The organism is Streptomyces sp. CLCI03 (assembly GCF_053615355.1).
The window spans coordinates 6,618,575-6,644,831 of the sequence record NZ_CM132132.1; the positions used below are offsets into that span (position 1 = coordinate 6,618,575).

Genomic DNA, 26,257 nt, shown 5'->3' on the forward strand with positions numbered 1-26,257 from the left:
CGCTCACCGCGCACCCCCCGCGCGCTCCCCGGCCACGACCTCCGGCAGGTGCAGCCGCGCCAGGGTGGCCGCCGTGCCCGCCGGGATCCGCGACCGCGTCGCCAGCGACACCGCCACCATCGTCAGGAACCCCAGCGGCACCGACCACGCCGCCGGCCACGCCAGCAGCGTGTGCGTCCACCCCGGCGGTGCCAGCTCGGCCCGGGTCGCCAGCACGGCGCCCAGCGCCGCCCCGCCGCCCGTGACCAGCCCGGCCACCGCACCCGGCGGGGTCAGCCCGCGCCACCAGATGCCCAGCACCAGCAGCGGACAGAACGAGGACGCCGACACGGCGAAGGCCAGGCCCACCGCGTCCGCGACCGGCACCTCCGTCGCCACCGCGCTCCCGGCCAGCGGCACCAGGATCGCCACGACCGCCGCCGACCGGAAGCTGCGTATCCCGCGCGCCGGCAGCACGTCCTGGTGCAGCACCCCCGCCACCGCCATGGTCAGCCCCGACGCCGTCGACAGGAACGCGGCGAAGGCACCCCCGGCAAGCAGCGCGCCCAGCAGATCGCCGAGCGACCCGCCGAGCATCCGCTCGGGCAGCACCAGCACCGCCGCGTCCGCGTCACCGGTCAGGGCGAGCTCGGGCGTGTAGATCCGGCCCAGCGCCCCGTACACCGGCGGCAGCAGGTAGAAGACGCCGACCAGCGCGAGCACCACCAGCGTGGTGCGCCGCGCGCTCCGCCCGTCGGGGCTGGTGTAGAACCGCACCGCGACGTGCGGCAGGCCCATCGTGCCGAGGAAGGTCGCCAGGATCAGCCCGTACGTGGCGTACAGCCGGTACGCGCGCAGCCCGTCCGAGGTCGCCGCCGTCCAGGTGGACACACCGGGCCGCGCCTCGGCCAGGGTGTCCGGGACGGGCGTGTCCGGGGCGAACTCCAGCCGCGCGTGCGCCCGTACGACATGCTCACCGGCGGTCAGGGTCAGCGGCGCCGACAGGTGGTCGCGCCCGTCCACCCGCCCGGTCACCGTCACCGTCAGCGGATCGGCCACCGACAGCCGCACGTCCTGGGCCACCGTCACCGAGGTGTGCTCGCGGAAGACGGCCGGGGCGTCGAAGGTGGCCCGCGGCGCCCCGTCCCCGACCCAGGCCGCGATCAGGAAGAACGCCGGCACCAGCAGGGCCGTCAGCTTCAACCAGTACTGGAAGGCCTGGACGAAGGTGACCGAACGCATCCCGCCGCACCCCACCGCCACCGTCACCACGAACGCGACGACCAGCCCGCCGACCCAGTGCGGGGCCCCGGTCAGGATCTCCAACGTCAGCCCGGCGCCCTGCAACTGCGGCAGCAGGTACAGCCAGCCGACCCCGACCACGAACAGCACCGCGATCCGGCGCACCACCAGCGAGTCCAGTCGCGCCTGCGCGAAGTCGGGCAGCGTGTAGGCGCCCGAGCGGCGCAGCGGGGCCGCCACGAGCACGAGCAGCACCACGTACCCGGCGGTGTAGCCCACCGGGTACCAGAGCATCTCCGGCCCCTGGAGCAGCACCAGCCCCGCCACCCCGAGGAAGGACGCGGCGGACAGGTACTCGCCGCTGATGGCCGCCGCGTTCAGGCGGGGCCCCACCGTGCGTGAGGCGACGTAGAAATCGGAGGTGGTCCGCGACATCCGCAGGCCCAGCGCGCCGACCAGGATCGTCACCAGGACGACGACGGCGACCGCGGTCAGCGCGTACGTCTGGTTCACCGGGGCGGTCCTTCGGCAGGGGAGAGGTGACCGGAGTCTACGCACGCCCCTGACCGGGCGACAGACGCGATTCGGACCCACCGGAGCCGCCGGATCCGCCAGGCCGGACCAGCCCTGTCACAGTGCCGGGTCGCGGTGTTCCGCGCAGTCGCGCAGGGCGATCTCCAGCTCCACGTACGACTCCTCCGCCCGCCGGAACGCCAGCGTCAAGGCCGCTTCCGCGCGCGGCGGCACCTGCTCGCGGACGCCCTCGCGGGCCTCGTAGAGGATGTCGGCCCAGCGGGCGGCCGCACTGCGCAGTCGGGCCAGCAGCACCTCGGCCTCGGCGGGCCCGGCCGGCCGGGCCCGGGGCAGCCCGCTCAGAGCGTCGACCAGCGCCTGGATCTCGGACATCTCGCTCCTCCCGCGCCGGAAGATCCACGATACGAGAGGGGTGACGCGGCCGAGCGCCGATCGGAACGGCCGTGCGGCCGACGGTTCCGGCGGATCGCCGTACGCCCTTCCCGGCGCGACGAACGGCGCTCCCGAGCGCCGGACGGTCAGGGGTGAACGGCCCGAGGCGCCTGGGACGGCGGCCGGTTTCAGCCGGTCGCGTGCCGCATCAGCAGGTCCCGCAGCTCCCGCGCGTGTCTTCGGCTCACCTGGAGCTCCGCGGTTCCCACCCGGACACTGGTGGTCCCGGCCTCCAGCCGCAGTTCGTCGATCCGGGCCAACGCCACCAGATGACGGCGGTGGATCCGTACGAACCCGCGCGGCGCCCAACGCTCCTCAAGTGTGGACACCGGGATCCGCACCAGGTGGCTGCCCTCGTCGGTGTGCAGGCGGGCGTAGTCGCCCTGCGCCTCCACGTAGGAGATGTCCGCGATCGCCACGAAGCGGGTGACCCCGCCCAGTTCGACGGCGATCTGGTCCGACGCCCGGTCGGCGACGGTGACCTCGGTGACCGGGCGGCGCGGCGCGGGAACGGCCGGGCCACCCGCCGCCGGGGCGTCACCCGTCGGCATGCCCGCCGGGCCCTCCTCGGACCGGCCCAGCTGCGCGCAGGCCCGTCGGACGGCCTCGGCCAGTCGCTCCGGGCGCACGGGCTTGAGCACGTAGTCCACGGCCTTCAGGTCGAAGGCCTGTACGGCGAAGCCCTCGTGGGCGGTGACGAACACGATCAGCGGGGGCCGCGCGAACCCGGCCAGCAGCCGGGCGATGTCCAGCCCGGTCAGCCCGGCCATGTGGATGTCCAGGAACACCACGTCGATGGCGTCGGCCCCGTCCGGGCCGGACTCCAGCGCCCGGGTGACCCGACGCAGGGCCTCGGTGGCGTCCGAGGCACCCTCCGCGCTGCGCACCCGGGGGTCCGAGCGCAGCAGGTAGAGGAGTTCCTCCAGGAGCGGCTTCTCGTCGTCGACGGCCAGTACGCGCAGCATGCGGCCGAGTCTAGAGAGGACTTGCCGGGGGCGGAACGGGAACGGGCGCGGCCCCCGCCCAGGGGGGATGTGGGCGAGGGCCGCGCGAACGGGGTGGGGGGAGTGCGGGGACGGAGGGGAGGGGCGCCGGCTACTGGACGGTGATGAGCTTGCCGTCGGGGGACACGGCGTACCAGGTGCCGCCCACGCCCTGGCCGTTGACGTCGCCGGGCTTCTTGTCACCGGTGAAGGTGTAGACGGGCCAGCAGTCGACGCTCTGCTGCTTCTGGCCGTCCGGGCGGTTGAGCACCGTGTAGTTCTTCTCGACGATCCCCTTGTCCTTGGCCTTCTCCAGCGGTGCGACGACCGGCCACTTGGCGAGGCAGTCGCCCACGCACTTGGAGGTCATCGGCCACTGGGTGTCCGGCTTGAACCGGTAGACGGTCATGCCCTTGCCGTCGACGATGTGCTCGCCCAGCTTGGGGTCCTTGGCCACCGACAGCTTCCCGTCGGCCTCAGCGGCGCCACCCGCCGGAGCCTCGCCCCCGCCCTCGGCCGGGGCCGCGGGCGCCGGGGCCGCGGTCGGCGCCCCCTTCGCGGCCTTCTTGCCGTCCGCTCCGAGCGCGAACCACACGCCGCCGACGCCCTGGCCGTTGACGTCGCCCGCCTTGGTGTCCTTGCTGTAGCGGTACGCGGGCCAGCCACCCACCGTCAGCTGCTTGCTGCCGTCGGTGCGCACCACCTCGCCCAGCAGCGCCGGGTCCATGCCGGCGGCGGCGGTGACGTCACCGGCGGCGACCACCGGCCAGGTCTTCTCGCAGTCCCCGTCGCAGTTGGACTTCGGCGGCTTGGCGGTGTCCTTGTCGAAGCGGTAGAGGGTGAAGCCGGCGCTGTCGGTCAGGACCGGCCCGACCTTGTCGTTGGAGGCCATCGCGAGCTGTCCGGCCGGCTTGGCGTCCGTGGCGGGCGCGGCTCCGGAGCCTCCGCCCGCGGCGCCGTAGCCTCCGTCGGAGCCGTAGGCGCCGTCGGCGGCGGGCGGGGCCTTGCTGTCCTGAGCGGCTGCGGCGGCCCCGACCGGCTTGGTCGTGTCCGCGGCCTTGTCGTCCGTGGGGCCGCAGGCCGTCGCCGCGAGGACGACGACGATCGCGGCCGCGGCCAGGGTGGTTCCGCGCTTGATGCCCATCTTGATCTCTCCCACGTGTGGTGTCCGGTGTCCGCCACCGTGGTGGCGTCAACTGTGCTCAGGACACGCTCCGATGGGAGAGATCTGTTCACCCGGTCCGGTGTGGGGTGTTTCACTCACCCGACACCGAACCCGCTGCGCCGCAGAGCCGTGGCCACAGCGAGGCCGAGAACCTGATGTCCGCTGTCGTTGGGGTGCAGCCCGTCCGCCAGGTGCTCGGGACCGAGCAGGTCCCGGCCCGGGAGGACGGCCAACCGGTCGTCCCCGGCGGCGATCCGGTCCCGGGTGGCCCGCTCCATCGCGTCCCGCAGGGCGCCGAGGGTGGCGCCGAGCTTGTTCGGGGTGCGCTCGGCGTCGGGCCGTAGGACGGGCGAGACCAGCAGGATCGGGGTCCGCGGATGCCCCTGGCGGACCAGTTCGAGGAACGCGCGCGTGGTCTCGTACAGCAGGGGGGCCGAAAACGGCACCCGGGACCAGCAGTTGGTGCCGAAGGCCAGGGTGAGGACGTCGGCGGGCAGGCCCGCGAGCTGTTCGGCGGTGGTCAACTCGCCGCGCGCGGCCCCCGCGTAGCCGAGGTTGACGGTGTCCCAGCCGAGCGCCCGGCCGGTGACGGCGGGCCATCCGTGCGCGGGGCGGGTGGACCACCAGCCCTCGGTGATGGAGTCGCCGTGCACCACCCAGCGCGGCCCCGGCGGCGCCGGGGTGAGCGGGCCGCCGATCCCGCGCAGCCCGAGGATCAGCGGGGACTGGGTCTCGGGCGGGTGGAGGGTGAAGGGGCCGGTGCCGCCGCCCAGGTCGATCCGTACGACGGCTTCGGCGGCCGGGTCGGTGAACACCTCGGTGACCACCCCGTGCCGGTCCCACAGCGCGAAGCCGTGCGCGAGGTCGCGCAGCGCGTCGGTGGGGCCGGGCACGGTCGCCCGGTAGCGGACCTCCACCGCCCGCGCGGTCTCGGTGGTGAACTCCAGCCGGACGCCGATGGGCAGGGTGGAGCGCTCACCGGTGTCCCAGGGCAGCCGCATGGTGTCGGCCGGATCGGCGCGGACCGGCCGCCCCCGGTCCAACCAGGCGACCCCGCGCAGGAAGGGCAGCGCGTCCTGCCAGGGCGCCGGCTCGTCCGGATGGCGCTGCAGCCCGAGTACGGGCTCCGCCGGCAGTTCCGGTCCTGCCGGCACCGCTGGTCCCGGTGGTCTCACTGGTCGCCTCCGATCGTCGGGTAGGGGACTTCAGGCCGACCCCGCCGTCCACCACGAGCCTCTGCCCCGTGAGGTACGAGGGCCACGGCGAGGCGAGGAGGTGCGGGGCGGCCGCGATGTCCGCGGTCTCGGCGACCCGGCCCGGCGGGGCGTTCTCCGCGTCGCGCCACCGTCCCTCGGCGCCCGGCAGGGCGGCGACCCGCGGGGTCCGCACCACCCCCGGTGCCACCGCGTTCACCAGTACCCCGCTCGGACCCGGTTCCACCGCCGCGGAGCGCACCAATGCCATCGATGCGACCTCCGCGGCTCCGTACGCCGCGCGCCGGGGGCGTCCATCTCGTGGCGCACGTCCGGATCCATGGCGGCACGCTGCGGCAGATCTGACGAAGTGTCAAGAAAAGGGGTCGGGGGTGACCTGCGCAGCGATCGATCATCCCTACGCAACAAACGACTGTCCGTGACCGATCCGCGCAATGATCGTGCGCCAATGTGCAAGGATGGTCCATTACGGGCGGTATCACTCAGCTCGTAGGCTCACTCGCTGTACGTGGAGTGGCGCGGATCGCCTGCTCGGCGGTCCCCCATGAGCAGACCCTTCTTCCGATGGGCCCTGCCCTGCTCCGGATCGTCGCGGTCGACGCCTCCCCTGACCTCCCCGATCCGCAGTGACAAGGAGTCCCCTCGTGCTCGACCACGGCCAGGCGCCACCCCTCGCTTCCGAGGCCAAGAGGCCCGTCAACCCGCTGCTCCGCCGCAAGCCGGTGGAGCAGTTGGTCTCCGAGGGCGGCCAGGGTGAGGGCGGCGCGCTGAAGCGTTCGCTCACGATGTGGCAGCTGACCATGATCAGCATCGGCGCGACCCTGGGCACCGGCATCTTCGTCGTCCTCGGCGAAGCCACCCCGATCGCCGGCCCGGCCGTCTTCATCGCCTTCATCGTCGCGGGCCTGACCGCGCTGTTCTCGGCGCTCTCCTACGCCGAGCTCGCGGGCTCCATCCCCGTCTCCGGCTCCTCGTACTCCTACGCCTACGCCACGATGGGCGAGCTCATAGCCTGGATCTGCGGCTGGTGCCTCGTCCTGGAGTACGGCGTCTCCGTCGCGGCCGTCGCCGTCGGCTGGGGCCAGTACCTCAACGAGCTGCTCGACGGCACCCTCGGCATCACCATCCCCGAGGGCTTCTCCGCCCCGCTGGGCGAGGGCGGCTACATCAACATGCCCGCCCTGGTCGTCGTGATGCTCTGCATGGTCTTCCTGCTCCGCGGGGCCAAGGAGAGCGCCCGGATCAACTCGATCATGGTCGGCGTCAAGATCGTGACGCTGGCGCTCTTCATCGTCATCGGCTTCATGGGCATCAAGGCCGGCAACTACACCCCGCTGGCCCCGCTCGGCATCACCGCCATCAGCACCGCCGCGTCGATGCTCTTCTTCTCGTACATCGGCTTCGACGCCGCCTCCACCGCCGGTGAGGAAGCCAAGAACCCGAAGAAGGACCTGCCGCGCGCGATCATGCTCTCGCTCGGCATCGTCACCGTGATCTACTGCCTCGTCGCCCTGGTCGCCGTCGGCGCCATGCCGTGGCAGGAGTTCGAGGGCAGCGAGGCCGCCCTGGCCCAGATCATGGAGAACGTCACCGGACACTCCTTCTGGAGCGTCATCCTCGCCGCGGGCGCCGTCGTCGCCATCGCCAGCGTCGTCTTCGCCGTCCTCTACGGCCAGACCCGCATCCTGTTCGCCATGTCCCGCGACGGCCTGATGCCCAAGGCCTTCGCCAAGGTCGACCCGAAGTCCGGCACCCCGCGTGTCAACACGATCATCGTCTGCCTCTTCTGCGGACTGCTCGCCGCCTTCATCCCGCTGGGCGAGCTGGCGAACGCCACCAGCATCGGCACGCTCTTCGCGTTCGCCCTCGTCAACGTGGCCGTCATCATCCTGCGCCAGACCCGCCCCGAGATGAACCGCACCTTCAAGGTCGCGCTCTTCCCGGTCACCCCGATCGTGGGCTTCCTCCTCTGCGCCTACCTGATGACGGAGCTCCCCGGAATCACCTGGCTGGTCTTCGGTGGCTGGATGGCCGCCGGGCTCGTGATCTACTTCTTCTACGGCATGCGCCGCTCCAGCCTGGCCACTGTGGCCGCCTTGGCCGACACGGCCGAGGAGGTCGCTGAACAGAAGTGATTCACCCCCCGTGCGACTGAACGATCTCGACGAACGCATCGTGCACGCCCTCGCCGAGGACGCCCGCCGCTCCTACGCGGACATCGGCTCCGAGGTCGGGCTCTCCGCGCCCGCCGTCAAGCGGCGCGTGGACCGGCTACGCGCCGAAGGAGCCATCACCGGCTTCACCGTCCGCGTGGACCCGGCCGCCATGGGCTGGGAGACCGAGGGCTTCATCGAGATCTACTGTCGGCACAACACCTCGCCGGACGACATCCGGCGAGGACTGGAGCGATACCCCGAGGTGGTGTCCGCGTCGACCGTCACCGGCGACGCGGACGCCCTCGTCCAGATCTTCGCCTCCGACATGCGCCACTTCGAGCGGGTCCTGGAACGCATCGCCGGCGAGCCCTTCGTGGAACGCACCAAGTCGGTACTCGTCCTCTCCCCGCTCCTGCGCCGCTTCACCTCGGGCGCGCCCGCCTAGGGCCCTGGAGCTACGGCCGCGGGGTGCGCAGGCCCAGGAACAGGGGGCTGCGGCGCAGGGTGAAGCCCATCGCCTCGTAGAGCCGCACCGCCCCGGTGTTCGCCTCCGCCGCGTGCAGGAACGGGCGGTCCCCGCGCTCGCGGACCTCCGCCGCGACCGCGCGCACCAGCCGACCCGCCAGGCCCCGGCCCCGATGGTCCGGGTGCGTGCACACCGCGCTGATCTCCGACCAGCCCGTCGGCCGCATCCGCTCCCCGGCCATCGCGACCAGCCGGCCCTCGTGGCGGATCCCGAGGTACGTGCCCAGCTCCACCGTCCGGTCCAGGAACGGGCCGGGCCGGGTCAGCCCCACCAGCTCCAGCATGTCCTTCACATCGCCGGGCCCCAGCCGTATCGCCTCCGGCTCGGCCCCGGCCCGTACCGCCCGGCCGTCCAGCTGCACACCCGGCACGCTCACCTGCGTCTCCCACCCCGGCGGCGGGGTCAGCAACCCGGTCACCCACACCTCCTCCCCGGGACCGACCAGCGCGGCCAGATCCGCCCACGCCCGCGGATCCCGCGGATCGGCGAGCGCCGCGAACGGCGACGTGTCCAAGGTGTAGCGGGCCGCCAGACCCGCGGGCGCGAACTCGGCGAACTCGCGGTGCGGCCCCGTCAGCGCGGCCCAGACCGGATTGTCGAGTACCTCACTGCCGCACAGCGTGCCGCTCTCGGGGGACATCGGTGCGTGACTCCTTCCGTAAGGCGACGGCGTCCAGGTCGTGACCGCCTTCTTGACGACCCCCGGCGCCACCACGAAACTGCGGGGGACGGCCATGACGGACGACGCCCGCCACCGGAAGCCTAACCAGCACCGGACGGCGGCGGCCGAGGACGAGGGACGGGGGTGGGCGGCAGTGGACACGGCCCCGACGGCACACGCGGACAAGCACACGGACACGCGGGCCCGGACCCTACGGCGCTGGTGGCTCACCCGGCGCCTGCACATCGACCTCCTGCGGGTGTGCAGCGCATTCGGCCCGCGCGGCTGACCCCCCACAGAGACGAGTGACCCGGACCGGGCGCGCACCGCGCCGCCCGGGGCCCAGCCGTGTTGTCCTCCACCCCAGGAGAGTCATGTCGCACACCGTCCTGCCCCGCACCCCGCTGCCCCGCACCGGCCCGGCGCCCGCCCCGCGCGGCCGCATCGGAGCCGGCTTCTCCCCCGTACCGCACCGCTACCACCTCTACCTCCGCGTCGCCTGTCCCCACTCGCTGCGGATCACCGACACCCTCACCGAGCTGGGCCTGGCCCACACGATCACCGCCACCGTCCTCGGCACGGACCCCCGAGCCGCCGAGTACACCGCACTGCGCCTCGCCTACGAGGCCACCGGCCACCACTTCGAGGGCACCCTGACCGTCCCCGCCCTCGTCGACGGCTGGAGCGGCCGCGTCGTCTCCGACCACACCCCCGACATCCTCGACGACCTGCGCTTCCTGGCCGCCCACCCGGCCTTCCGCGCGAGCGCCTAGAGGAAGGCCGCGACAGGGGCCGCACAGGGCCCGTACGGGGTCCACGAGGGGGGCCCGGGGCGCCCGCGCAACGAATCGCCGCGTCGGTGGTGGAACACGCAACGAATCGATGCGCGGAGCGCAACGCTCACGGCTTGTCCGGGTCGAACGCGCGAACGTACCGTTTTATGACCCCCTCCCCGCCTGTCACAGAGGTAGCCCATGCCCCCGCTGCGCACCGCCCTCCTCCAGAGCTCCGGAGTTCTCGGCGACACCGCCGAGAACCTCAAGGCGCTCGACGAGGCAGCGGCGCGCGCCGCACAGAGCGGGGCCGGGCTCCTCGTGACCTCGGAGATGTTCCTGACCGGCTACGCGCTGGACCTCCAGGACATCCCCGGCCTCGCCGAACCGGCCGACGGAGCCAGTGCCCGGGCCATCGGCGAGATCGCCCGCCGCCACGGGATCGCCGTCCTGTACGGCTACCCGGAGGGCGCGGACGGCGTCGTCTACAACGCCGCCCAGCTCATCGGCCCCGACGGCGCGGCGCTGGCGAACTACCGCAAGACCCACCTCTTCGGCTGCTTCGAACAGGACGCCTTCACCCCCGGCGACACCCCCGTCGTCCAGGCGGACCTGAACGGCCTCCGCATCGGCATCATGATCTGCTACGACGTGGAGTTCCCCGAGAACGTCCGGGCGCACGCGCTCGCCGGCACCGACCTCCTCCTGGTGCCGACCGCGCAGATGCACCCGTTCCAGTTCGTCGCCGAACAGCTGGTCCCGGTAAGGGCCTTCGAGAACCAGATGTACATCGCGTACGTCAACCGCACCGGCCCGGAAGGCGAGTTCGAGTTCGTCGGACTCAGCTGCCTGGCGAGCCCCGACGGGGTCACCCGGACCCGGGCCGGACGCGGCGAGGAGCTGGTGTTCGGCGAGGCCGACCCCGAGCTGCTGTCCGCATCGCGCGAGAACAACCCGTACCTGCGCGACCGCCGCCCCGGGCTCTACGCCTCCCTCGTCTGAGTCCCCCTTCTTCCCCCAGCCCTGCCGCCCAGCCCTGCCGCAAGGAGACGTACCCCCATGACGTCCACGGTGCCCACCACCGCCGTCCCGCACAGCGACGGACAGCCGCCGATCACCATGTTCGGTCCGGACTTCCCGTACGCGTACGACGACTTCCTCGCCCACCCGGCGGGCCTCGGCCAGATACCGGCGACCGAGCTCGGCACCGAGGTCGCCGTCATCGGCGGCGGGCTCTCCGGCATCATCTCCGCCTACGAGCTGATGAAGATGGGCCTGAGGCCCGTCGTCTACGAGGCCGACCAGATCGGCGGCCGCCTGCGCACCGTCGGCTTCGAGGGCGCCGAGACCGAGGGCCTCACCGCGGAGATGGGCGCCATGCGCTTCCCGCCCTCCTCCACGGCCCTGCAGCACTACATCGACCTCGTCGGCCTGGTCACCGAGCCCTTCCCGAACCCGCTCGCCGAGGCCACCCCCTCGACGGTCGTCGACCTCAAGGGCGAGACGCACTACGCCGAGACGATCGCGGACCTCCCGCAGATCTACCGCGACGTCGCCGAGGCCTGGAACGCCTGCCTCGACGAGGGCGCCGACTTCTCCGACATGAACACCGCGATGCGCGAGCGGGACGTCCCGCGCATCCGCGAGATCTGGGCCAAGCTCGTCGAGAAGCTCGACGACGAGACCTTCTACGGCTTCCTCTGCAAGTCGGAGGCCTTCAAGTCCTTCCGCAAGCGCGAGATCTTCGGCCAGGTCGGCTTCGGCACGGGCGGCTGGGACACCGACTTCCCGAACTCCATCCTGGAGATCCTGCGCGTCGTCTACACCGAGGCCGACGACCACCACCGCGGCATCGTCGGCGGCTCGCAGCAGCTGCCGCTGCGCCTGTGGGAGCGCGAGCCCGAGAAGATCGTCCACTGGGCCCAGGGCACCTCGCTGTCCTCCCTGCACGACGGCACCCCGCGCCCGGCGGTCACCCGCCTGCACCGCACGGCCGGCAACCGCATCACGGTCACCGACTCCTCCGGCGACATCCGCACGTACCGCGCCGCGATCTTCACGGCCCAGTCCTGGATGCTGCTGTCGAAGATCGAGTGCGACGACACGCTGTTCCCGATCGACCACTGGACGGCGATCGAGCGCACCCACTACATGGAGTCGTCCAAGCTGTTCGTCCCCGTCGACCGGCCGTTCTGGCTGGACAAGGCCGTCGACGACAGTGGCGAGCCGACCGGCCGCGACGTCATGTCGATGACCCTCACGGACCGCATGACCCGCGGCACGTACCTGCTGGACAACGGCCCGGACAAGCCCGCCGTCATCTGCCTCTCGTACACCTGGTGCGACGACAGCCTCAAGTGGCTGCCGCTGTCCGCGAACGAGCGGATGGAGGTCATGCTGAAGTCCCTCGGCGAGATCTACCCCAAGGTCGACATCCGCCGCCACATCATCGGCAACCCGGTCACCGTGTCCTGGGAGGACGAGCCCTACTTCATGGGCGCGTTCAAGGCCAACCTCCCGGGCCACTACCGCTACCAGCGCCGCCTGTTCACGCACTTCATGCAGGAGCGCCTCCCCGAGGACAAGCGCGGCATCTTCCTCGCGGGCGACGACATCTCCTGGACGGCCGGCTGGGCCGAGGGCGCGGTCCAGACCGCCCTCAACGCCGTCTGGGGCGTCATGCACCACCTCGGTGGATCCACGGACTCCACCAACCCGGGCCCGGGCGACGTCTACGACGACATCGCCCCGGTCGAACTCCCCGAGGACTGATCCTCCGGGTACGCAAGGCCACGGGCCGTCCCCGCGTGAGCAGCGCGGGGACGGCCCGTTCTCAATGCCCCGGGCGTCCGCGCCCGGCGACGCGCCGCCCCGCCACGTGCCGTCCGGCGACACGCCGGCCGACGAGGTGCAGCCCGGCGACGTGCCGCTCGGGCTGCGCGATGTCGTGGAACACGTCGATCAGGTCCTCGATCTCCTGCCCGTGCGACGTCACCGCCCAGTTGTCGGTGAAACCGGTCCGCATCAGCTCGTCGGACAGGAAGTGCAGCATCGTCTCCGCGGCGTAGTCGTCCGGGACCGTGGCGGAGGTGGCGATCTCCGTCGCCTCCGGGTGCCACTCCGCCAGCTCCAGCAGGGACCGGTAAAGCTTCGTGTCGCCGCGAAACCAGTCGGGGACGGTGTGGTTCTGCTCGCTCATTCTTCCTGCCATCACGTAGCGCGTCATGGAACGGGGCCGTCCGCGGACCGTGATCAGCTCGGCCGCGGAGATGATCACCACCGTAGCCTTCTTTCGGCCGATGGCCCGATGCCGTCCGCGCCGCGCCTCAGCCCCGCGGGGTCAGCAGGCAGCGCCCCACCAGGCCCACGCCCGCGTCCAGGGAGTCCGTGAACTCCTCGGCCAGTTCCGGCGCCCGGCGCAGCGTCCACAGCAGGCGGGCCGCCGACCAGGCCCCGGCGCGAGCGCGCTCCAAGCTCCACGAGCCGACCAGGTGGGTCAGCGGGTCGGCGATCTCCAGCAGGTCCGGGCCGGGCATCAGATCCTCCCGGATGTGCTCCTCCAGGGAGACCAGCGTGTCGCCGACCCGGTCGAAGTCCGCCTCCAGGGCCCGCGGTTCACAGTTCAGCTCCCCGCACGTGGCCACCACCGCCAGCGCCAGGTCATGGCCGATGTGCGCGTTGATCCCGGCCAGCGCGTGCTGGAGCGGACGGATCCCGGGGTGCCGGCGGTACTGCAGCAGGGGCCGCCAGCAGGCCGGGGCCCGGTCCGCCTCGACCGCCGTCAGGTACCGCTCGGCGAACCGCACGCTGAGCGTCTCGGCCCGCCGGGGGGCGGGGAAACCGCCGTGCTCGATCCGCCGGTGCAAGGTCTCCGTCACGGTCAGGTAGACCCGGTTGAAGACGGCGACACCGTCCTGCGGCGGGAGCCGCTCCTCCAGGGCGCGCATCCGCGCCAGCACCGCATCCATGGGGGCAGAGTCGCAGGCACCGACGTGGATCCGGGGAACTTGGCCGTACGCTTCCCCGGTTCGGGCGAAACCCCGTCAACGGGGCTTGTCCTGGCCGTCCCCGGGCTCGTCGTAACCGGAGGTGCCCTCGTCGAGCAGGGGCTCCTGCTTGAGGTGCGCGGGCGCCATGAACCGCAGCGCGTGATAGCCGGTGATCACCACGATCGTGCCCAGCGCGATACCGCCCAGCTCGAAGGTGTCGGTGATCTGCAGCTTCACACCGCCGATGCCGATGATGATGCCCGCCGCGGCCGGCACCAGATTCAGCGGATTACGCAGGTCCACCCCGCCGTTGATCCAGATCTGGGCGCCGAGCAGGCCGATCATCCCGTACAGGATGACCGTGATGCCGCCGAGCACCCCGCCCGGGATCGCGGCGACGACCGCGCCGAACTTGGGGCACAGCCCGAAGAGCAGCGCGAAGCCCGCGGCCGCCCAGTAGGCCGCCGTGGAGTAGACCCGGGTGGCCGCCATGACACCGATGTTCTCGGAGTACGTGGTGTTCGGCGGGCCGCCGACCGCCGTGGACAGCATGGACGCCGCACCGTCCGCCGCGATCGCCGTACCCAGCTTGTCGTCGAGCGGGTCGCCGGTCATCTCGCCCACGGCCTTGATGTGCCCGGCGTTCTCCGCGATCAGCGCGATCACCACCGGCAGGGCGATCAGGATCGCCGACCACTCGAACGCGGGCGCGTGGAAGGACGGGAACCCGATCCAGTCGGCCTTCGCGACCGCCGACAGGTCCAGCCGCCAGTGGTCGACGGCCGCCTCCCCGCCCACCGTGGTGTGGATCTTCCCGAAGAGCAGGTCGGAGAGCCAGGAGATCCCGTACCCGAAGAGCAGCCCGAGGAAGATCGCGATGCGCGACCAGAACCCGCGCAGGCAGACCACGGCCGCCCCCGTGAACAACATGGTCAACAGCGCGGTCCACTGGTCCTGCGGCCAGTACGTGCTCGCCGTCACCGGCGCCAGGTTGAACCCGATCAGCATCACCACCGCGCCCGTCACGATCGGCGGCATCGCCGTGTGGATCACGCGGGCGCCGAACCTCTGGACCACCAGGCCCGCCAGGAACAGCGCCACGCCGACGACGAACACGGCGCCCGTGACCACCGCGCTGTCCCCGCCCGCGGCCCGGATCGCCGCCGCCACACCGACGAACGACAGCGAGCAGCCCAGGTACGACGGCACCCGGCCGCGCGTCGCGAGAAGGAAGATCACCGTCGCGACGCCGGACATCATGATGGCCAGGTTCGGGTCCAGCCCCATCAGCACCGGAGCGACGAAACTCGCGCCGAACATCGCCACGACGTGCTGCGCCCCCAGCCCGGCGGTCCGCGGCCACGACAGCCGCTCCTCCGGGCGGACCACCGCGCCGGGGGCGGGAGTCCGCCCGTCTCCGTGCAGGGTCCAGCCCACGCCGAGGCCCATGTTCCACTCCTCTGCTCCGGACGGCCGCCGCTCCGGCCGCTCACACATCGAGACCGCGGCGCACGGGCTACGTACCGCTGCGGGCGATCGACATGTTACGGGCGGGTTCGGGCCGGTTCGTCGAGGTCGGGGGAGCCGGCCTTCGCCGTCGCCCCGCCGAGATCGTCCCCACCCTGCCCCACCGGAGCCGCCGGGCGCAGTACCGCGGCGCCGGCGATCAGGGCGAACGCCAGCAGGGTCACCAGCCCGAAGGACACCACCAGCGAGGTCGCGTCCGCCACCGCACCGATCGCCGACGGCGCGATCAACCCCGAGGTGTACGTGATCGTCGCGACACCGGCGATGGCCTGCGCCGGGGCCGGGCCGCTGCGCCCCGCCGCCGCGAAGGCCAGCGGGACCACCACCGCGATACCCAGCCCGATCAGCCCGAACCCGGCCAGCGCACCCGCCGGATGCCGGACGCCGACCACGAGCAGCCCGCCCAGGGTGGCCACCACCCCGCCCGCCCGGACCGTGCGCACCGCCCCGAACCGGTCCACCACCCGGTCCCCGACCAGCCGGGCCACGGCCATCGTCAGGGCGAAGGCGGTGGTGGAGGCCGCCGCCAGGCCGGCGTCCGTGTGCAGCACGTCCCGCAGGTAGACGGCCGACCAGTCCAGGCTCGCGCCCTCGGCGAAGACCGCGCAGAAGCCGACGGCCCCGATCAGCAGCGCCGACTTCGGCGGCAGCGCGAAGTGCGGAGGTGCCGGCGCCTCCTGGTCGGCCCTCAGGTCCAGCACCCCTTGTACGGCGAACAGTCCGAACGCCGTGAGGACCAGCGCGGCGACCAGGTGGTGAAGCCGGGCGTCGGCCCCGGTGTGCGCGGCGACGGTACCCGCGGCCGAACCGAGCAGGGCGCCCACGCTCCACATGCCGTGCAGCGAGGACATGATCGAACGGCCCAGCCGGTTCTCCGTCTCCACGCCCAGCGCGTTCATCGCCACGTCCGACATGCCGGCGGTGGCGCCGTAGACGAAGAGCACGAAGCAGAGGGTGGGCAGGTTCGGGGCGAGGCTCGGCAGGATCAGCGAGAGGGTCCACAGCGAGAGCAGCACCCGCAGCGCGGTCCGGGCACCGAGCCAGTGGTTGATCCGGCCCGCCAGCGGCATCGCGAGAGCGGCGCCCACGGCGGGCGCGGCGAGGGCCAGGCCCAGGGTGCCCGCGCTGAGCTGCGCGTGCTCCTGGATCCACGGGATACGGGTGGCGAAGGAGCCGGTGACGGCACCGTGGGTGCAGAAGACGGCGGCGATGGAGTAGCGGGCATGGCGCAGGCGCGCCGGGCTGAGGTCGGTGTCCCCGGTCATGAGGATTAAACTATCAGGGACCCTGCCTGATAGATAATGGGCCCGACTCCCTAGGATGGGCGCCGTGACTCCCGCCCCCACCAGCACCCAGGTACCGGCCCCGGCCTCGCCCAGCACGGCCCGGGCCATCAACGACCGCCTCGCCCTGCAACTCCTCCAGGAATCCGGGCCACTGACGGCCACCCAGCTCAAGACCATGACCGGCCTCTCCCGTCCCTCGGTCGCCGACCTGGTCGACCGGCTCACCGAGGCCGGACTCATCGAGGTCGCCGGCGAATCCGGCGAACAGCGCCGAGGTCCCAACGCCAAGCTGTACGGGATCGTCGCCGACCGCGCCCACCTCGCCGCCCTCGACGTACGCACCGACCGGGTCACCGCCGTCGTCACCGACCTCCTCGGCCGCCCCCTCGCCGAAGCCGCCCTGCCCGTCGGCGCCCCCGAGGACGCGGTGGCCGCCCTGCTGCGCACCGCGCGCGAAGCGGGCGCGGCCGAGCTGCACACCGTCGTCATAGGCGCCCCGGGCCTCGTCGCCCCGGCCACCGGCGAACTCCGCGACACCAGCGGTCTCCCCGCCTGGCACCGGGACCTGGTCACCGCCCTGCAGCGGAGCCTGCCCGCCGTGGTCGTCGTCGAGAACGAGACCAACCTGGCCGCCCTCGCCGAGCAGCGCCTGGGCGTCGCCCGCGACCTGGACTCCTTCGTCCTGCTGTGGCTCGGCGCGGGCGTGGGCGCGGCCGTGGTCCTGGACGGCAGGCTGCGCCGGGGCGCCTCCGGCGGTGCGGGCGAGATCGGCTTCCTCCCGGTGCCCGGCACCGCCGGACTGCCGTCGGCCGAGGACTGCGCGGGAGGATTCCACGCCCTGGTGGGCCGCGAGGCCGTGACCGAGCTGGCGCGCGCACACGGCTTCGCGGGCCCGGCGGAGGAGGCCGTGGCCGGAGCCGCGGGGGAGCCCTTCCTCGAAGCCCTGGCCGAACGGCTCGCCCTGGGCGCGGCAGCGGCAGCGGCGATCCTGGACCCGGGCTGCGTGGTCCTGGCGGGCGAACTGGGCCGCGCAGGCGGCCCGGCCCTGGCCGCCCGGGTCGCCCACCGCGTGGCGAAACTGACCCCGGTCCCGACGGAGATCCGCGCCACGACCCTGGGCGACCCGGCGGTCCTGGCCGGAGCCGAACTGGCAGCCCGCGAAGCCGCCCAGGCGGTGTTGTTCGGGGGGTAGGCGGCGACGGGAGCCGCGGGGCGGGGTCAGGTCGTGGCCCCCGCCTACCGTCGGGCCTTGAGCTTCGCGAACTCCGCGAACGTGAGGTGGCCCACCGCATGGGACGGGGTCAGGTGGCCGCCGCGCTTGAAGCCCGCGTAGGCCTTGCCCGCCAAGGGGAAGGGGATCACCCGGCGGCGGCGGCCCGTCGCGGCCAGGTAGGTGCGGGCCAGGTCCGGCAGGGTGAGGATCTCGGGGCCGCCCATGTCCGTGACCCGGCCCGACGGGGTCGGGACCGCCAGTTCCGCCAGGCGGTCCGCGACCTCGCCGACGGCGATCGGCTGGACCCGTACCCCGCCCGGCACCGGCGCGACGAGCGGCAGCTTCGCCGCCGTCTCCACCAGCCGCGCCACCAGGTCGTGGAACTGCGTGGTGCGCAGGACGGTCAGGCCCAGGCCGGAGGCCTCCAGCAGCCGTTCGACCCGCAGCTTCGTCCGGTAGTAGCCGAGCGGCACCACGTCCACCCCGACGATCGAGATGTAGACGATGTTGGTGACGGTCCCCGCCCGCCGGGCCGCGTCGACGAGGTGCCGGGCGGCGACCTCGTCGTCCTTGCCCCCGCCGCGCGTGTCGCTCGCGCAGTGCACGACCACCTCCGCGCCCGTCATCGCCGCGTCCAGCCCGCTGCCGTCCGTCAGGTCGACCGGGTGGTCGGGGGCGTGCCGGCTCAGCGCACGGACCTCGTGTCCCGCGTCGCGGAGCCGGTCCACGACGAGTACGCCGAGGGTGCCGGTGCCGCCGGTGACGAGGATGGTGCTCATGGGTCCGCCTTTCGCCGATGTGGGTCTTTCGGCAGCGGAGACCGGACAGCCCTCAGGAATGTGACAACTGCCCCCGGAGGAATTCCAGCTTCTCCGGGTTGAGTACTGTGCTGAGCCCGCTGACCAGCCCGTTCTCGAATTCCACCAGAAGAACGGCGGTCTCGCCGAAGAGCAGCGCCGGTACTCCGTTGATCTCCGCGACGCCGACCGGCAGGTCCCCGGCGAACTTCTTGAGCACGCCGACCGCGAAGCGGGCGACCTTCTCCCGGCCCAGGATCGGCCGCAGGGCCGCGTTGACCACGCCGCCGCCGTCCGACACGAAGCGGACGTCGGCCGTCAGCAGTCCTTCCAGCCGGGCCAGGTCCCCGTCGCGGGCCGCCGTCATGAAGGTCTCCACGAGGCTCTGCCAGCGTTCGGGGTCCGGTTCGAAGCGCCGTTCGGGCTCGGCGGCCCGTTCGGCGGCCACCCGGCCGGCCGCCCGCCGGTAGAGCTGTCGGCAGTTCGCCTCGGTCAGGTCGAGGACCGCGGCGATCTCCCGGTGGCTGTAGGCGAAGGCCTCGCGCAGCACGTAGACCGCCCGCTCGACCGGGGTGAGCTGCTCCAGCAGCACCAGCAGGGCCATGGACACACTGTCCCGCTGCTCCGCGGACTCCAGCGGGCCGAGCGTGCCGTCGCCGGTGAGGACGGGCTCCGGGAGCCAGGGGCCGACGTACGCCTCGCGCCGGACCCGCGCCGAGGTGAGGGTGTTGAGGCACAGGTTCGTGACGACCTTGGCGAGCCAGGCGCCGGGGTGTTCGATCTCCTCGCGGTCCGCGGACGCCCAGCGCAGGTACGCCTCCTGCACGGTGTCCTCGGCCTCCGCGGCCGAGCCGAGCATGCGGTAGGCGATGCCGAACATCCGGGGACGGTTTTCCTCGAAGTCCGCGTCGGACGCGGTGATGTGTGTGATCACCGCAGCAGCGTACGAGGCCGGGTGCGCGCGGAACGTGCGAGGACCCGGTGGCCGCCGGGCCACCGGGTCCTCACGTTCACTCACGGATCGGGGCGCAAGGGGTCAGCAGGCGCCCTGGTCCTTCCAGACACCCCAGTCACCGGTGGTGCCGGGCTCCTCGTTCTGCGTCCACCACTGGGCCTTCCAGTTGCGGCCCTTGTGGGAGACGACGTTGCCGCTGTTGTAGATCGTGCCCGCCACGTACGCCGGGTTGGTGCAGGTCCCGCCCGGAGGCGTGGTCGGCGGGGTCGTGGGGGGAGTGGTGGGCGGGGTGGTCGGGGGAGTGGTGGGCGGGGTGGTCGGGGGAGTGGTGGGGGGTGTGGTCGGCGGCTGGGTGCTGCCTGGCTGCACCAGCGTCGTGCCGCGGGCCAGGTCGCCGGCCAGGGCGTAGGTGGTGCCGGAGATGGTCACCGTCCAGTTGGAGGGCGTGGACACCGGCAGGTAGTAGTTGAACGCCAGGTCGACGGAGGCGCCGGGGGCCAGCGTCTGCCAGGCCGGGAGCTTCAGGGAGACCCGCTGGAAGTCGCCCTTCAGGCCGCCGACGTTGTTGCCGGTGTGGCCGCTGCTGATCACGGTCGTGCCGAAGCCGGACTGGTCGGAGGCGTTGTTCGGGGCCGAAGTGCCGTAGTCGAACCGGAACTCGGTGCCGCCGGGCAGGGTGGCGTTCGTGTTGTTGGTGATCTTCAGCTTGGGGGTGAGCGGGTAGTTGGAGTCGCCCAGCTTGAACTCGGTGAACTCCGTCCTGATGTCGACGGCCTGCGTCGGCAGCGCGGTGGCGCCCGCCTTCTTCGCGCCGTAGGGGGAGGCCGACTTGAACTTCTGGTACATCGTGTCGGTGAGCGTGTCGCCGACCTCGTACTGGCCCTTGGCCGCGTTGTAGGCGTAGTCGCCCGCGAGCTCCCAGACCATGGTGCCGCCGATGCCCTTGTCGATCACGTAGTCGGCCTTGGCGGCCACCGACTGCTCGTCCTCGGTGGAGAGGAAGACCTTCTTCTGCGCGTTCCACAGCCACGGCGCCACCAGGGTGGAGTCGTATTTGCGGACGTAGGTGCCGGTCAGGGTGGTGTTCGCCGGGAAGCCGTACTTGGTGACGTAGTCGCCGACGACGCCCTTCTCCAGGTTCTTGGCGTGCCACATCGGGTTGGAACCGGCCGGGGACTCGACCCCGTTGGTGTCCTTGTCGTGCCACAGGTTGTCGATGCCGACGGCGCCGTCACCGCACTTGGTGAGGCCCGCGCCAGCCGGGCAGGTGGTCGCGGGGGCCTTGCCCCACAGGCCGTCGGTGCCGCCCTGCACGTTCTTGAAGCCGCGCGTGTAGTAGGGCAGGCCGATGTTGATGCGGCCGCCGGGCATCGAGCCGCGGAAGTAGTGGTACGCCCAGTCGGAGTTGAGGTAGCCGATGCCGCCGTACTGGGAGGTGGAGTAGACGCCGGCCGCGGCGAGTTCGCCGTCCTTGCCGTCGTCGAAGAGCGAGGCGTTGGGGCCGACGTACTCGTTCCAGGCGCCGTGCAGGTCGTAGGACATGATGTTGACGTAGTCCAGGTACTTCTGGACCTGGAAGGTCTCCATGCCGCGCAGCAGGTAGCCGGAGGAGGGGGCGGCGACGGAGAGCAGGTAGTGCTTGCCGTCGGCGGCGCCCGCGCGGTCGAGCTTCTCGCGCAGGGACTTCATGAGGGCGGCGTAGCCCTGGACCAGGCCGGCGCGGCGGGCGTTGGCCAGCTGCCAGTCCAGCGGGTTGCCGGCGTCCTTCATGGTCGTCGGGTACTCGTAGTCGATGTCGACGCCGTTGAAGCCGTACTTGCGGATGAACTCGACCGAGGAGTCGGCGAAGGTGTCGATGCCGGCCTGGTTGACCGAGCCGTCGGCGTTCGTGGCCATCGAGTAGAAGCCGCCGGAGGCGACCCGGTTGCCGTCGTCGCCGAAGTAGCCGCCGGTCTCCGCCCAGCCGCCGACCGAGATCAGCGTCTTGACGTTCGGGTACTGCTTCTTGAACTTCGTCAGCTGGTTGAAGTGGCCCTTGTAGGGGAGGGCCGGGTCCATCTCGGCGCCGGCGACGCCGGGCCAGGTCATCCCGGTGGCGGCGTTGTTCACGCCGTCCGAGCCGACGGAGATCTTGTTGTCGGCGCCCACGTGGGCGAAGGCGTAGTTCAGGTGGGTGACCTTGGACCACGGGATGTTGTTGGCGAGGTAGGCGGGGGTGCCGTCCTTGCCGGTGCGCCAGCCCGTGAAATATCCGATGACGCGGCGCTGGTGGTCGGCGCCCATCTTCTCGCGGCCTTCGGCGTCGTAGACCGAGCAGTACGGGACGTCGACGCCGGCGGTCTTGTACAGCCCGTCGGGGCGACAGCCCTCGTTGTCGGCCGCGTGCGAGACGCCCGCCGAGAGCCCGCCCACCAGGAGTCCGGCGATCGCTGCGCCGGATGCCAGGAGCATCGCTCTCGTACGTGTGGGGGACAGCATTGTGCCTCCTGGGGAGGGGAGGATGCAGGACACAACTGGACACAACTGGACACGACATGGAGCAACAGGATTGGTGCGCAAGCGTGTTGGCCCGCGATGTGCGCACATCTGACGGGCTGTTCCCGGGAAGATGAAGGGAACGTTAAGAGGACTAGACCACCCGGGTCAATAGGTCTGGACCAACCCCGCCCGACTTGACGAAGTCCACCCCGATGCCGGCCGACTGTGAGCCAGGCCACACCACATCACCCGCATGGCGCCCGATCACCCGTGGCAAACTGGCTGGAGTACCAGTAGCAGCGCACTCCGGGGTCGGTGTAATTCCGAACCGGCGGTTATAGTCCGCGACCCGTCCGCAGCCAGCGGCCGGTTGACCAGGTGAGATTCCTGGACCGACGGTTAAAGTCCGGATGGGAGGCAGTGCGCGGCGGGCCAGTCACCGGTACGCCGCCGTCGGCGGTTCGTCGGCATATCCCTGCGGATATGCCCGGTCGAACCGTTTTTCCGGCCTCGGCGTCCCCTGTGCGCTGTACCGCTTCATCTGTCGTATCCCGACAGGCCCCGGAGTCCGTGCCCGATTGAGGCAGGAGGACCCGGTGGCGACACACGCCGCGCACGCAGCAGCACCCGACGCGGACACCCGTGCCATGCGCCGAGCCATCGAGCTCGCCGCCCGCGGACTCGGCTCCACCAGCCCCAACCCGGTCGTCGGCTGCGTCATCACCGACGCCTCGGGCGTCGTCGTCGGCGAGGGCTGGCACCAGCGGGCCGGCGGCCCGCACGCCGAGGTCCACGCCCTGCGCGCGGCCGGAGCGGCCGCCCACGGCGGCACCGCCTACGTCACCCTCGAACCCTGCAACCACACCGGCCGCACCGGGCCCTGCGCCCAGGCCCTCGCAGGCGCCGGGATCACCCGCGTGGTCTACGCCGTCTCCGACCCGAACCCGCAGGCCAGCGGCGGCGGAGCCACCCTGCGAGCCGCCGGGATCGACACCACGGCCGGACTCCTCGCGGACGAGGCCGAGACCGGCAACGCCGCCTGGCTGACCTCCGTACGCCTGGGCCGGCCCCACGTCACCTGGAAGTACGCCGCCACCCTCGACGGCCGCAGCGCCGCAGCCGACGGCAGCAGCCGCTGGATCACCTCCGCCGAGTCCCGGGCCGACGTCCACCGGCTGCGCGCCGAGAGCGACGCCGTCCTCGTCGGCGGCGGCACCCTGCGCGCCGACGACCCGCACCTCGCCGTCCGCGGCGTCGAAGGCGCCACCCAGCCGCTGCGCATCGCCCTCGACACCCGCGCCGCACTCCTGCCGACCGCCCGCATCCTCGACGACGCCGCGCCCACCCTGCTCGTCGTCGGCGAGGACGCCGACACCCGGCACCTGCCCGGCGTCGAACTGCTCCGGCTGCCCCTGCACGACGGCCGCGTCGCCGTCCACGACCTCCTCACCCCCCTCTTCCGGCGCGGCATCCGCTCCGTCCTGCTGGAAGGCGGGCCCACACTGGCCGGCGCCTTCCTGGAGGCGGACGCCGTCGACCGCGTCATCGGCTACCTCGCCCCGGCCCTGCTCGGCGCCGGCCCCGCGGCCCTCGCCGACGCCGGGATCAAGAACATCTCCGACGCGCAGCGCCTCGACATCACCGAGGCCGTCCGCATCGGCCCCGATCTCCGCATCACCGCAGTCCCCGTCCCCGTCACCACCTCCACCGCCACCAAGGAGCACTGAGTGTTCACCGGAATCGTCGAAGAACTGGGCGAGGTCACCGCTGTCGAGCAGCTCGCGGAAGCCTCCCGCTTCCGGCTGCGCGGCCCCCTCGTCACCGAGGACGCCAAGCACGGTGACTCCATCGCGGTCAACGGCGTCTGCCTCACCGTCGTGGAGACCGCGGACGGCGAGTTCACCGCCGACGTCATGCAGGAGACCCTCAACCGCTCCAGCCTCGGCGCCCTGACCGCGGGATCCCGGGTCAACCTGGAGCGCCCCATGGCCCTCGGCGGACGGCTCGGCGGCCACCTGGTCCAGGGGCACGTGGACGGCACCGGAGAGATCATCTCCCGGACCCCCTCCGAGCACTGGGAGATCGTCAAGGTCGCCCTCCCGAAGAACCTCTCCCGCTACGTCGTCGAGAAGGGCTCCATCACGGTCGACGGCGTCAGCCTCACCGTCGTCGAGGCCGCCGCCGACTGGTTCACCATCAGCCTCATCCCCACCACCCTCGCGCTGACCACCCTCGGCATCAAGCAGAGCGGCGACCCGGTCAACCTGGAGGTCGACGTCCTCGCGAAGTACGTCGAGCGCCTCCTGGCCGCCGGCGTGGACCCGCTGCACGCCGACCCGACGGGAGACCCCCGATGAGCGCCCTGACCTGGCTCAACGCGGAGGCCTTCACCGTCTTCGGCCAGAAGGTCATCTGGTCCGACATGATCGGCAACCTGATGGGCCTGGCCGCGCTCGCCCTCGGCTGGCGCCGCTCCATATGGACCTGGCCCGCCCAGCTCCTCTCCGGCCTGATCCTCATCGCCGCCTACGCCTCCGCCCACCTCGCCGGCGGCGTCGGCAAGCAGCTCCTCGTCATCGGCGTGGCCGTGTGGGGCTGGCGCGCCTGGCAGCTCGGCCGCCAGAAGGCCCAGGACGGCTCCATCGCCGTGCGCACCGCCACCTGGAAGGAGCGCGGGCTGCTCCTGGCCGGCGCGGCACTCGGCACCCTCGCCGTCGGCGGCCTCTTCACGCTCTTCCCGAACCTGTCGTGGAGCCCGTGGGCCGACGCCTACATCTTCGTCGGCACCATGGTCGCGATGGTGGCCCAGGCCCGCGGTCTCGTCGAGTTCTGGTTCGCCTGGCTCCTCGTCGACCTGGTCGGCGTCCCCCTCGCCTTCACCAACGGCCTGGCCTTCTCCGGCCTCGTCTACGTCGTGTACTTCGCCCTCGTGCTGTGGGGCGCCTACGACTGGTACCAGCGTTCTCGCACCACCCCCGCCCCGGCCCTGGAAGGAGCAACGGCATGACCAGCCTCAAGCCCGTGCCCGACATCCCCGAAGAGACCTTCCGCCTCGACCCCGTCGAGCAGGCCATCCGTGACATCGCGGCGGGCCGCCCCGTCGTCGTCGTCGACGACGAGGACCGCGAGAACGAGGGCGACCTCGTCATCGCCGCCGAGAAGGCCACGCCCGAGATCATCGCCTTCATGATGAGCGAGTGCCGCGGCCTGATCTGCGCCCCCATGGAGGGCCCCGAGCTGGAGCGCCTCGAACTCCCGCAGATGGTCCAGAACAACACCGAGTCGATGAAGACGGCCTTCACCGTCTCCGTCGACGCGAGCGCCGCCCACGGCGTCACCACCGGCATCTCGGCCGCCGACCGCGCCACCACCCTGCGCCTGCTCGCCGACGGGGTCTCCGAGCCCGGAGACTTCGTCCGCCCCGGCCACATCTTCCCGCTGCGCGCCAAGCCCGGCGGCGTCCTGGTCCGCAACGGCCACACCGAGGCCGCCGTCGACCTCGCCCGCCTCGCGGGCCTGCGCCCGGCCGGCGCCATCGTGGAGATCGCCGGCGAGGACGGCGTCATGCTGCGCCTGCCCGAGCTGATCCCCTTCGCCCGCAAGCACGGCCTGACGATCATCTCCATCGAGGACCTGATCGCCTACCGCCGCTCCGCCGAACCCACCGTGCGCCGCGAGGCCGAGGTCAGCCTGCCGACGGCCTTCGGCGAGTTCACCGCCTACGGCTACCGCTCCACGGTCGACGGCGTCGAGCACGTCGCCCTCGTCCACGGCGAGATCGGCGACGGCACCGACATGTTGGTCCGCATGCACTCCGAGTGCCTCACCGGCGACATCTTCGCCTCCCAGCGCTGCGACTGCGGCCCCCAGCTGCACGCCTCCATGGAACGCATCAGGACCGACGGCCGCGGCATCGTCGTCTACCTGCGCGGCCACGAGGGCCGCGGCATCGGACTCCTGTCCAAGCTGCGCGCGTACGAGCTCCAGGAGCGCGGCCGCGACACCCTCGACGCCAACCTGGAACTCGGCCTGCCCGCCGACGCCCGCGACTACGGCGCCGGCGCGCAGATCCTCGCCGACCTCGGCGTGCACAGCGTCCGGCTGATGACCAACAACCCCGAGAAGTCCGACGCCCTCGTCCGACACGGCATCGAGGTCACCAGCCGGGAGTCCATGCCGATGGAGGCCGGCGAGCACAATCTGCGGTACCTGCGCACCAAGCGGGACCGGATGGGTCACGACCTGCCCTGGCTGGACGGGCCCGTGACCACCTCCGCCTGCGGCAACCAGTAAGCACGCACCACCACCCGTACATACATCCACACCCGTCACGAACCACCGAGGAGC

24 protein-coding genes, 1 pseudogene and 1 riboswitch are annotated in these 26,257 nt (G+C 72.1%); of the genes and pseudogenes, 11 read left to right on the plus strand and 14 right to left on the minus strand.

What is annotated here, in order from left to right:
- Positions 1-3: 3 nt before the first annotated feature.
- From ACWG52_RS30580 to ACWG52_RS30605, 6 genes and pseudogenes are all read right to left on the minus strand, one after another.
- On the minus strand, positions 4-1,734 hold the full coding sequence (locus ACWG52_RS30580; RefSeq protein WP_453126498.1) for a sodium/solute symporter: 1,731 nt from the start codon (positions 1,732-1,734) through the stop codon (positions 4-6).
- 117 nt (positions 1,735-1,851) lie between these two features.
- Complete coding sequence (locus ACWG52_RS30585; RefSeq protein ID WP_030769309.1) at positions 1,852-2,127, minus strand: hypothetical protein; 276 nt, start codon at positions 2,125-2,127, stop codon at positions 1,852-1,854.
- Positions 2,128-2,315: 188 nt separating this feature from the next.
- On the minus strand, positions 2,316-3,152 hold the full coding sequence (locus tag ACWG52_RS30590) for a LytR/AlgR family response regulator transcription factor (RefSeq protein WP_389812717.1): 837 nt from the start codon (positions 3,150-3,152) through the stop codon (positions 2,316-2,318).
- 130 nt (positions 3,153-3,282) lie between these two features.
- Positions 3,283-4,314 carry an SCO0930 family lipoprotein gene (locus tag ACWG52_RS30595; protein WP_389813207.1) on the minus strand — a complete coding sequence of 344 codons (1,032 nt, stop codon included), beginning with the start codon at positions 4,312-4,314 and terminating at the stop codon, positions 3,283-3,285.
- Between the two features lie 116 nt (positions 4,315-4,430).
- Positions 4,431-5,405, minus strand: a complete 975-nt coding sequence (locus tag ACWG52_RS30600) for a GDSL-type esterase/lipase family protein (RefSeq protein ID WP_389813204.1) — start codon at positions 5,403-5,405, stop codon at positions 4,431-4,433.
- Positions 5,311-5,838: pseudogene (locus tag ACWG52_RS30605) on the minus strand (SDR family oxidoreductase); the annotation flags it as partial. The pseudogene ACWG52_RS30605 and the gene ACWG52_RS30600, both read right to left, overlap by 95 nt.
- Positions 5,839-6,193: 355 nt before the next feature.
- Here ACWG52_RS30605 and ACWG52_RS30610 point away from each other — a divergent pair.
- Positions 6,194-7,684, plus strand: a complete 1,491-nt coding sequence (locus ACWG52_RS30610; protein WP_389812714.1) for an amino acid permease — start codon at positions 6,194-6,196, stop codon at positions 7,682-7,684.
- Positions 7,685-7,694: 10 nt separating this feature from the next.
- Positions 7,695-8,150, plus strand: a complete 456-nt coding sequence (locus tag ACWG52_RS30615) for an Lrp/AsnC family transcriptional regulator (RefSeq protein WP_030027017.1) — start codon at positions 7,695-7,697, stop codon at positions 8,148-8,150.
- Positions 8,151-8,160: 10 nt separating this feature from the next.
- Here the strand turns inward: ACWG52_RS30615 and ACWG52_RS30620 are convergent, their stop codons facing one another.
- Complete coding sequence (locus ACWG52_RS30620; protein WP_389812711.1) at positions 8,161-8,871, minus strand: GNAT family N-acetyltransferase; 711 nt, start codon at positions 8,869-8,871, stop codon at positions 8,161-8,163.
- A 40-nt stretch (positions 8,872-8,911) separates the two neighbouring features.
- On the opposite strand from ACWG52_RS30620, the gene ACWG52_RS30625 reads away from it, so the two are divergent.
- The 4 genes from ACWG52_RS30625 (at position 8,912) to ACWG52_RS30640 (ending at position 12,437) form a co-directional block, all read left to right on the plus strand.
- Positions 8,912-9,181 (plus strand): hypothetical protein, encoded by a 270-nt coding sequence (locus ACWG52_RS30625; protein WP_390140456.1) that lies wholly within the window; start codon positions 8,912-8,914, stop codon positions 9,179-9,181.
- A gap of 85 nt (positions 9,182-9,266) precedes the next feature.
- Entirely contained in the window at positions 9,267-9,665 is a 399-nt protein-coding gene (locus tag ACWG52_RS30630; RefSeq protein ID WP_389812706.1) for a glutathione S-transferase family protein, read from the plus strand.
- Between the two features lie 201 nt (positions 9,666-9,866).
- Positions 9,867-10,667, plus strand: coding sequence for a carbon-nitrogen hydrolase family protein (locus ACWG52_RS30635; RefSeq protein ID WP_375940627.1), 801 nt, complete (start codon positions 9,867-9,869; stop codon positions 10,665-10,667).
- 57 nt (positions 10,668-10,724) lie between these two features.
- A complete protein-coding gene (locus tag ACWG52_RS30640; RefSeq protein WP_389812703.1) occupies positions 10,725-12,437 on the plus strand; it encodes a flavin monoamine oxidase family protein in 1,713 nt (570 codons plus the stop codon).
- A 61-nt stretch (positions 12,438-12,498) separates the two neighbouring features.
- Here the strand turns inward: ACWG52_RS30640 and ACWG52_RS30645 are convergent, their stop codons facing one another.
- The 4 genes from ACWG52_RS30645 to ACWG52_RS30660 all read right to left on the minus strand — a co-directional run bounded on the left by ACWG52_RS30645 (position 12,499) and on the right by ACWG52_RS30660 (position 16,446).
- Entirely contained in the window at positions 12,499-12,945 is a 447-nt protein-coding gene (locus tag ACWG52_RS30645; protein WP_390140458.1) for a hypothetical protein, read from the minus strand.
- A gap of 46 nt (positions 12,946-12,991) precedes the next feature.
- The gene (locus tag ACWG52_RS30650) at positions 12,992-13,633 is read right to left on the minus strand and encodes a DUF5995 family protein (RefSeq protein ID WP_266358707.1); all 642 of its coding nucleotides are present in this window, start codon (positions 13,631-13,633) and stop codon (positions 12,992-12,994) included.
- A gap of 75 nt (positions 13,634-13,708) precedes the next feature.
- Positions 13,709-15,103 carry a uracil-xanthine permease family protein gene (locus tag ACWG52_RS30655; protein WP_389812698.1) on the minus strand — a complete coding sequence of 465 codons (1,395 nt, stop codon included), beginning with the start codon at positions 15,101-15,103 and terminating at the stop codon, positions 13,709-13,711.
- Between the two features lie 95 nt (positions 15,104-15,198).
- A complete protein-coding gene (locus ACWG52_RS30660; protein WP_453126504.1) occupies positions 15,199-16,446 on the minus strand; it encodes an MFS transporter in 1,248 nt (415 codons plus the stop codon).
- 55 nt (positions 16,447-16,501) lie between these two features.
- Here ACWG52_RS30660 and ACWG52_RS30665 point away from each other — a divergent pair, with 55 nt between their 5' ends.
- Positions 16,502-17,659 (plus strand): ROK family transcriptional regulator, encoded by a 1,158-nt coding sequence (locus ACWG52_RS30665; RefSeq protein WP_389812693.1) that lies wholly within the window; start codon positions 16,502-16,504, stop codon positions 17,657-17,659.
- A 44-nt stretch (positions 17,660-17,703) separates the two neighbouring features.
- Here the strand turns inward: ACWG52_RS30665 and ACWG52_RS30670 are convergent, their stop codons facing one another.
- The 3 genes from ACWG52_RS30670 to ACWG52_RS30680 form a co-directional block, all read right to left on the minus strand.
- A complete protein-coding gene (locus ACWG52_RS30670; protein WP_389812691.1) occupies positions 17,704-18,459 on the minus strand; it encodes an SDR family oxidoreductase in 756 nt (251 codons plus the stop codon).
- 52 nt (positions 18,460-18,511) lie between these two features.
- Complete coding sequence (locus ACWG52_RS30675) at positions 18,512-19,411, minus strand: RNA polymerase sigma-70 factor (protein WP_390140464.1); 900 nt, start codon at positions 19,409-19,411, stop codon at positions 18,512-18,514.
- A gap of 102 nt (positions 19,412-19,513) precedes the next feature.
- Positions 19,514-21,910: a chitinase C-terminal domain-containing protein gene (locus tag ACWG52_RS30680; protein WP_453126506.1), complete on the minus strand. Its 2,397-nt coding sequence runs from the start codon at positions 21,908-21,910 to the stop codon at positions 19,514-19,516.
- 297 nt (positions 21,911-22,207) lie between these two features.
- Positions 22,208-22,338, plus strand: a riboswitch (FMN riboswitch).
- Between the two features lie 219 nt (positions 22,339-22,557).
- Between ACWG52_RS30680 and ribD the strand changes: the two genes are divergently transcribed.
- The 4 genes from ribD to ACWG52_RS30700 are packed head-to-tail and all read left to right on the plus strand — an operon-like array spanning position 22,558 to position 26,203.
- Positions 22,558-23,637, plus strand: a complete 1,080-nt coding sequence (gene ribD, locus ACWG52_RS30685) for a bifunctional diaminohydroxyphosphoribosylaminopyrimidine deaminase/5-amino-6-(5-phosphoribosylamino)uracil reductase RibD (protein WP_390167928.1) — start codon at positions 22,558-22,560, stop codon at positions 23,635-23,637.
- Complete coding sequence (locus tag ACWG52_RS30690; RefSeq protein ID WP_389812682.1) at positions 23,638-24,267, plus strand: riboflavin synthase; 630 nt, start codon at positions 23,638-23,640, stop codon at positions 24,265-24,267.
- The gene (locus tag ACWG52_RS30695; RefSeq protein WP_390167914.1) at positions 24,264-24,917 is read left to right on the plus strand and encodes a nicotinamide mononucleotide transporter family protein; all 654 of its coding nucleotides are present in this window, start codon (positions 24,264-24,266) and stop codon (positions 24,915-24,917) included. Before ACWG52_RS30690 ends, ACWG52_RS30695 begins: the two co-directional genes overlap by 4 nt.
- A complete protein-coding gene (locus tag ACWG52_RS30700; RefSeq protein ID WP_389812677.1) occupies positions 24,914-26,203 on the plus strand; it encodes a bifunctional 3,4-dihydroxy-2-butanone-4-phosphate synthase/GTP cyclohydrolase II in 1,290 nt (429 codons plus the stop codon). Before ACWG52_RS30695 ends, ACWG52_RS30700 begins: the two co-directional genes overlap by 4 nt.
- Positions 26,204-26,257 lie beyond the last annotated feature (54 nt).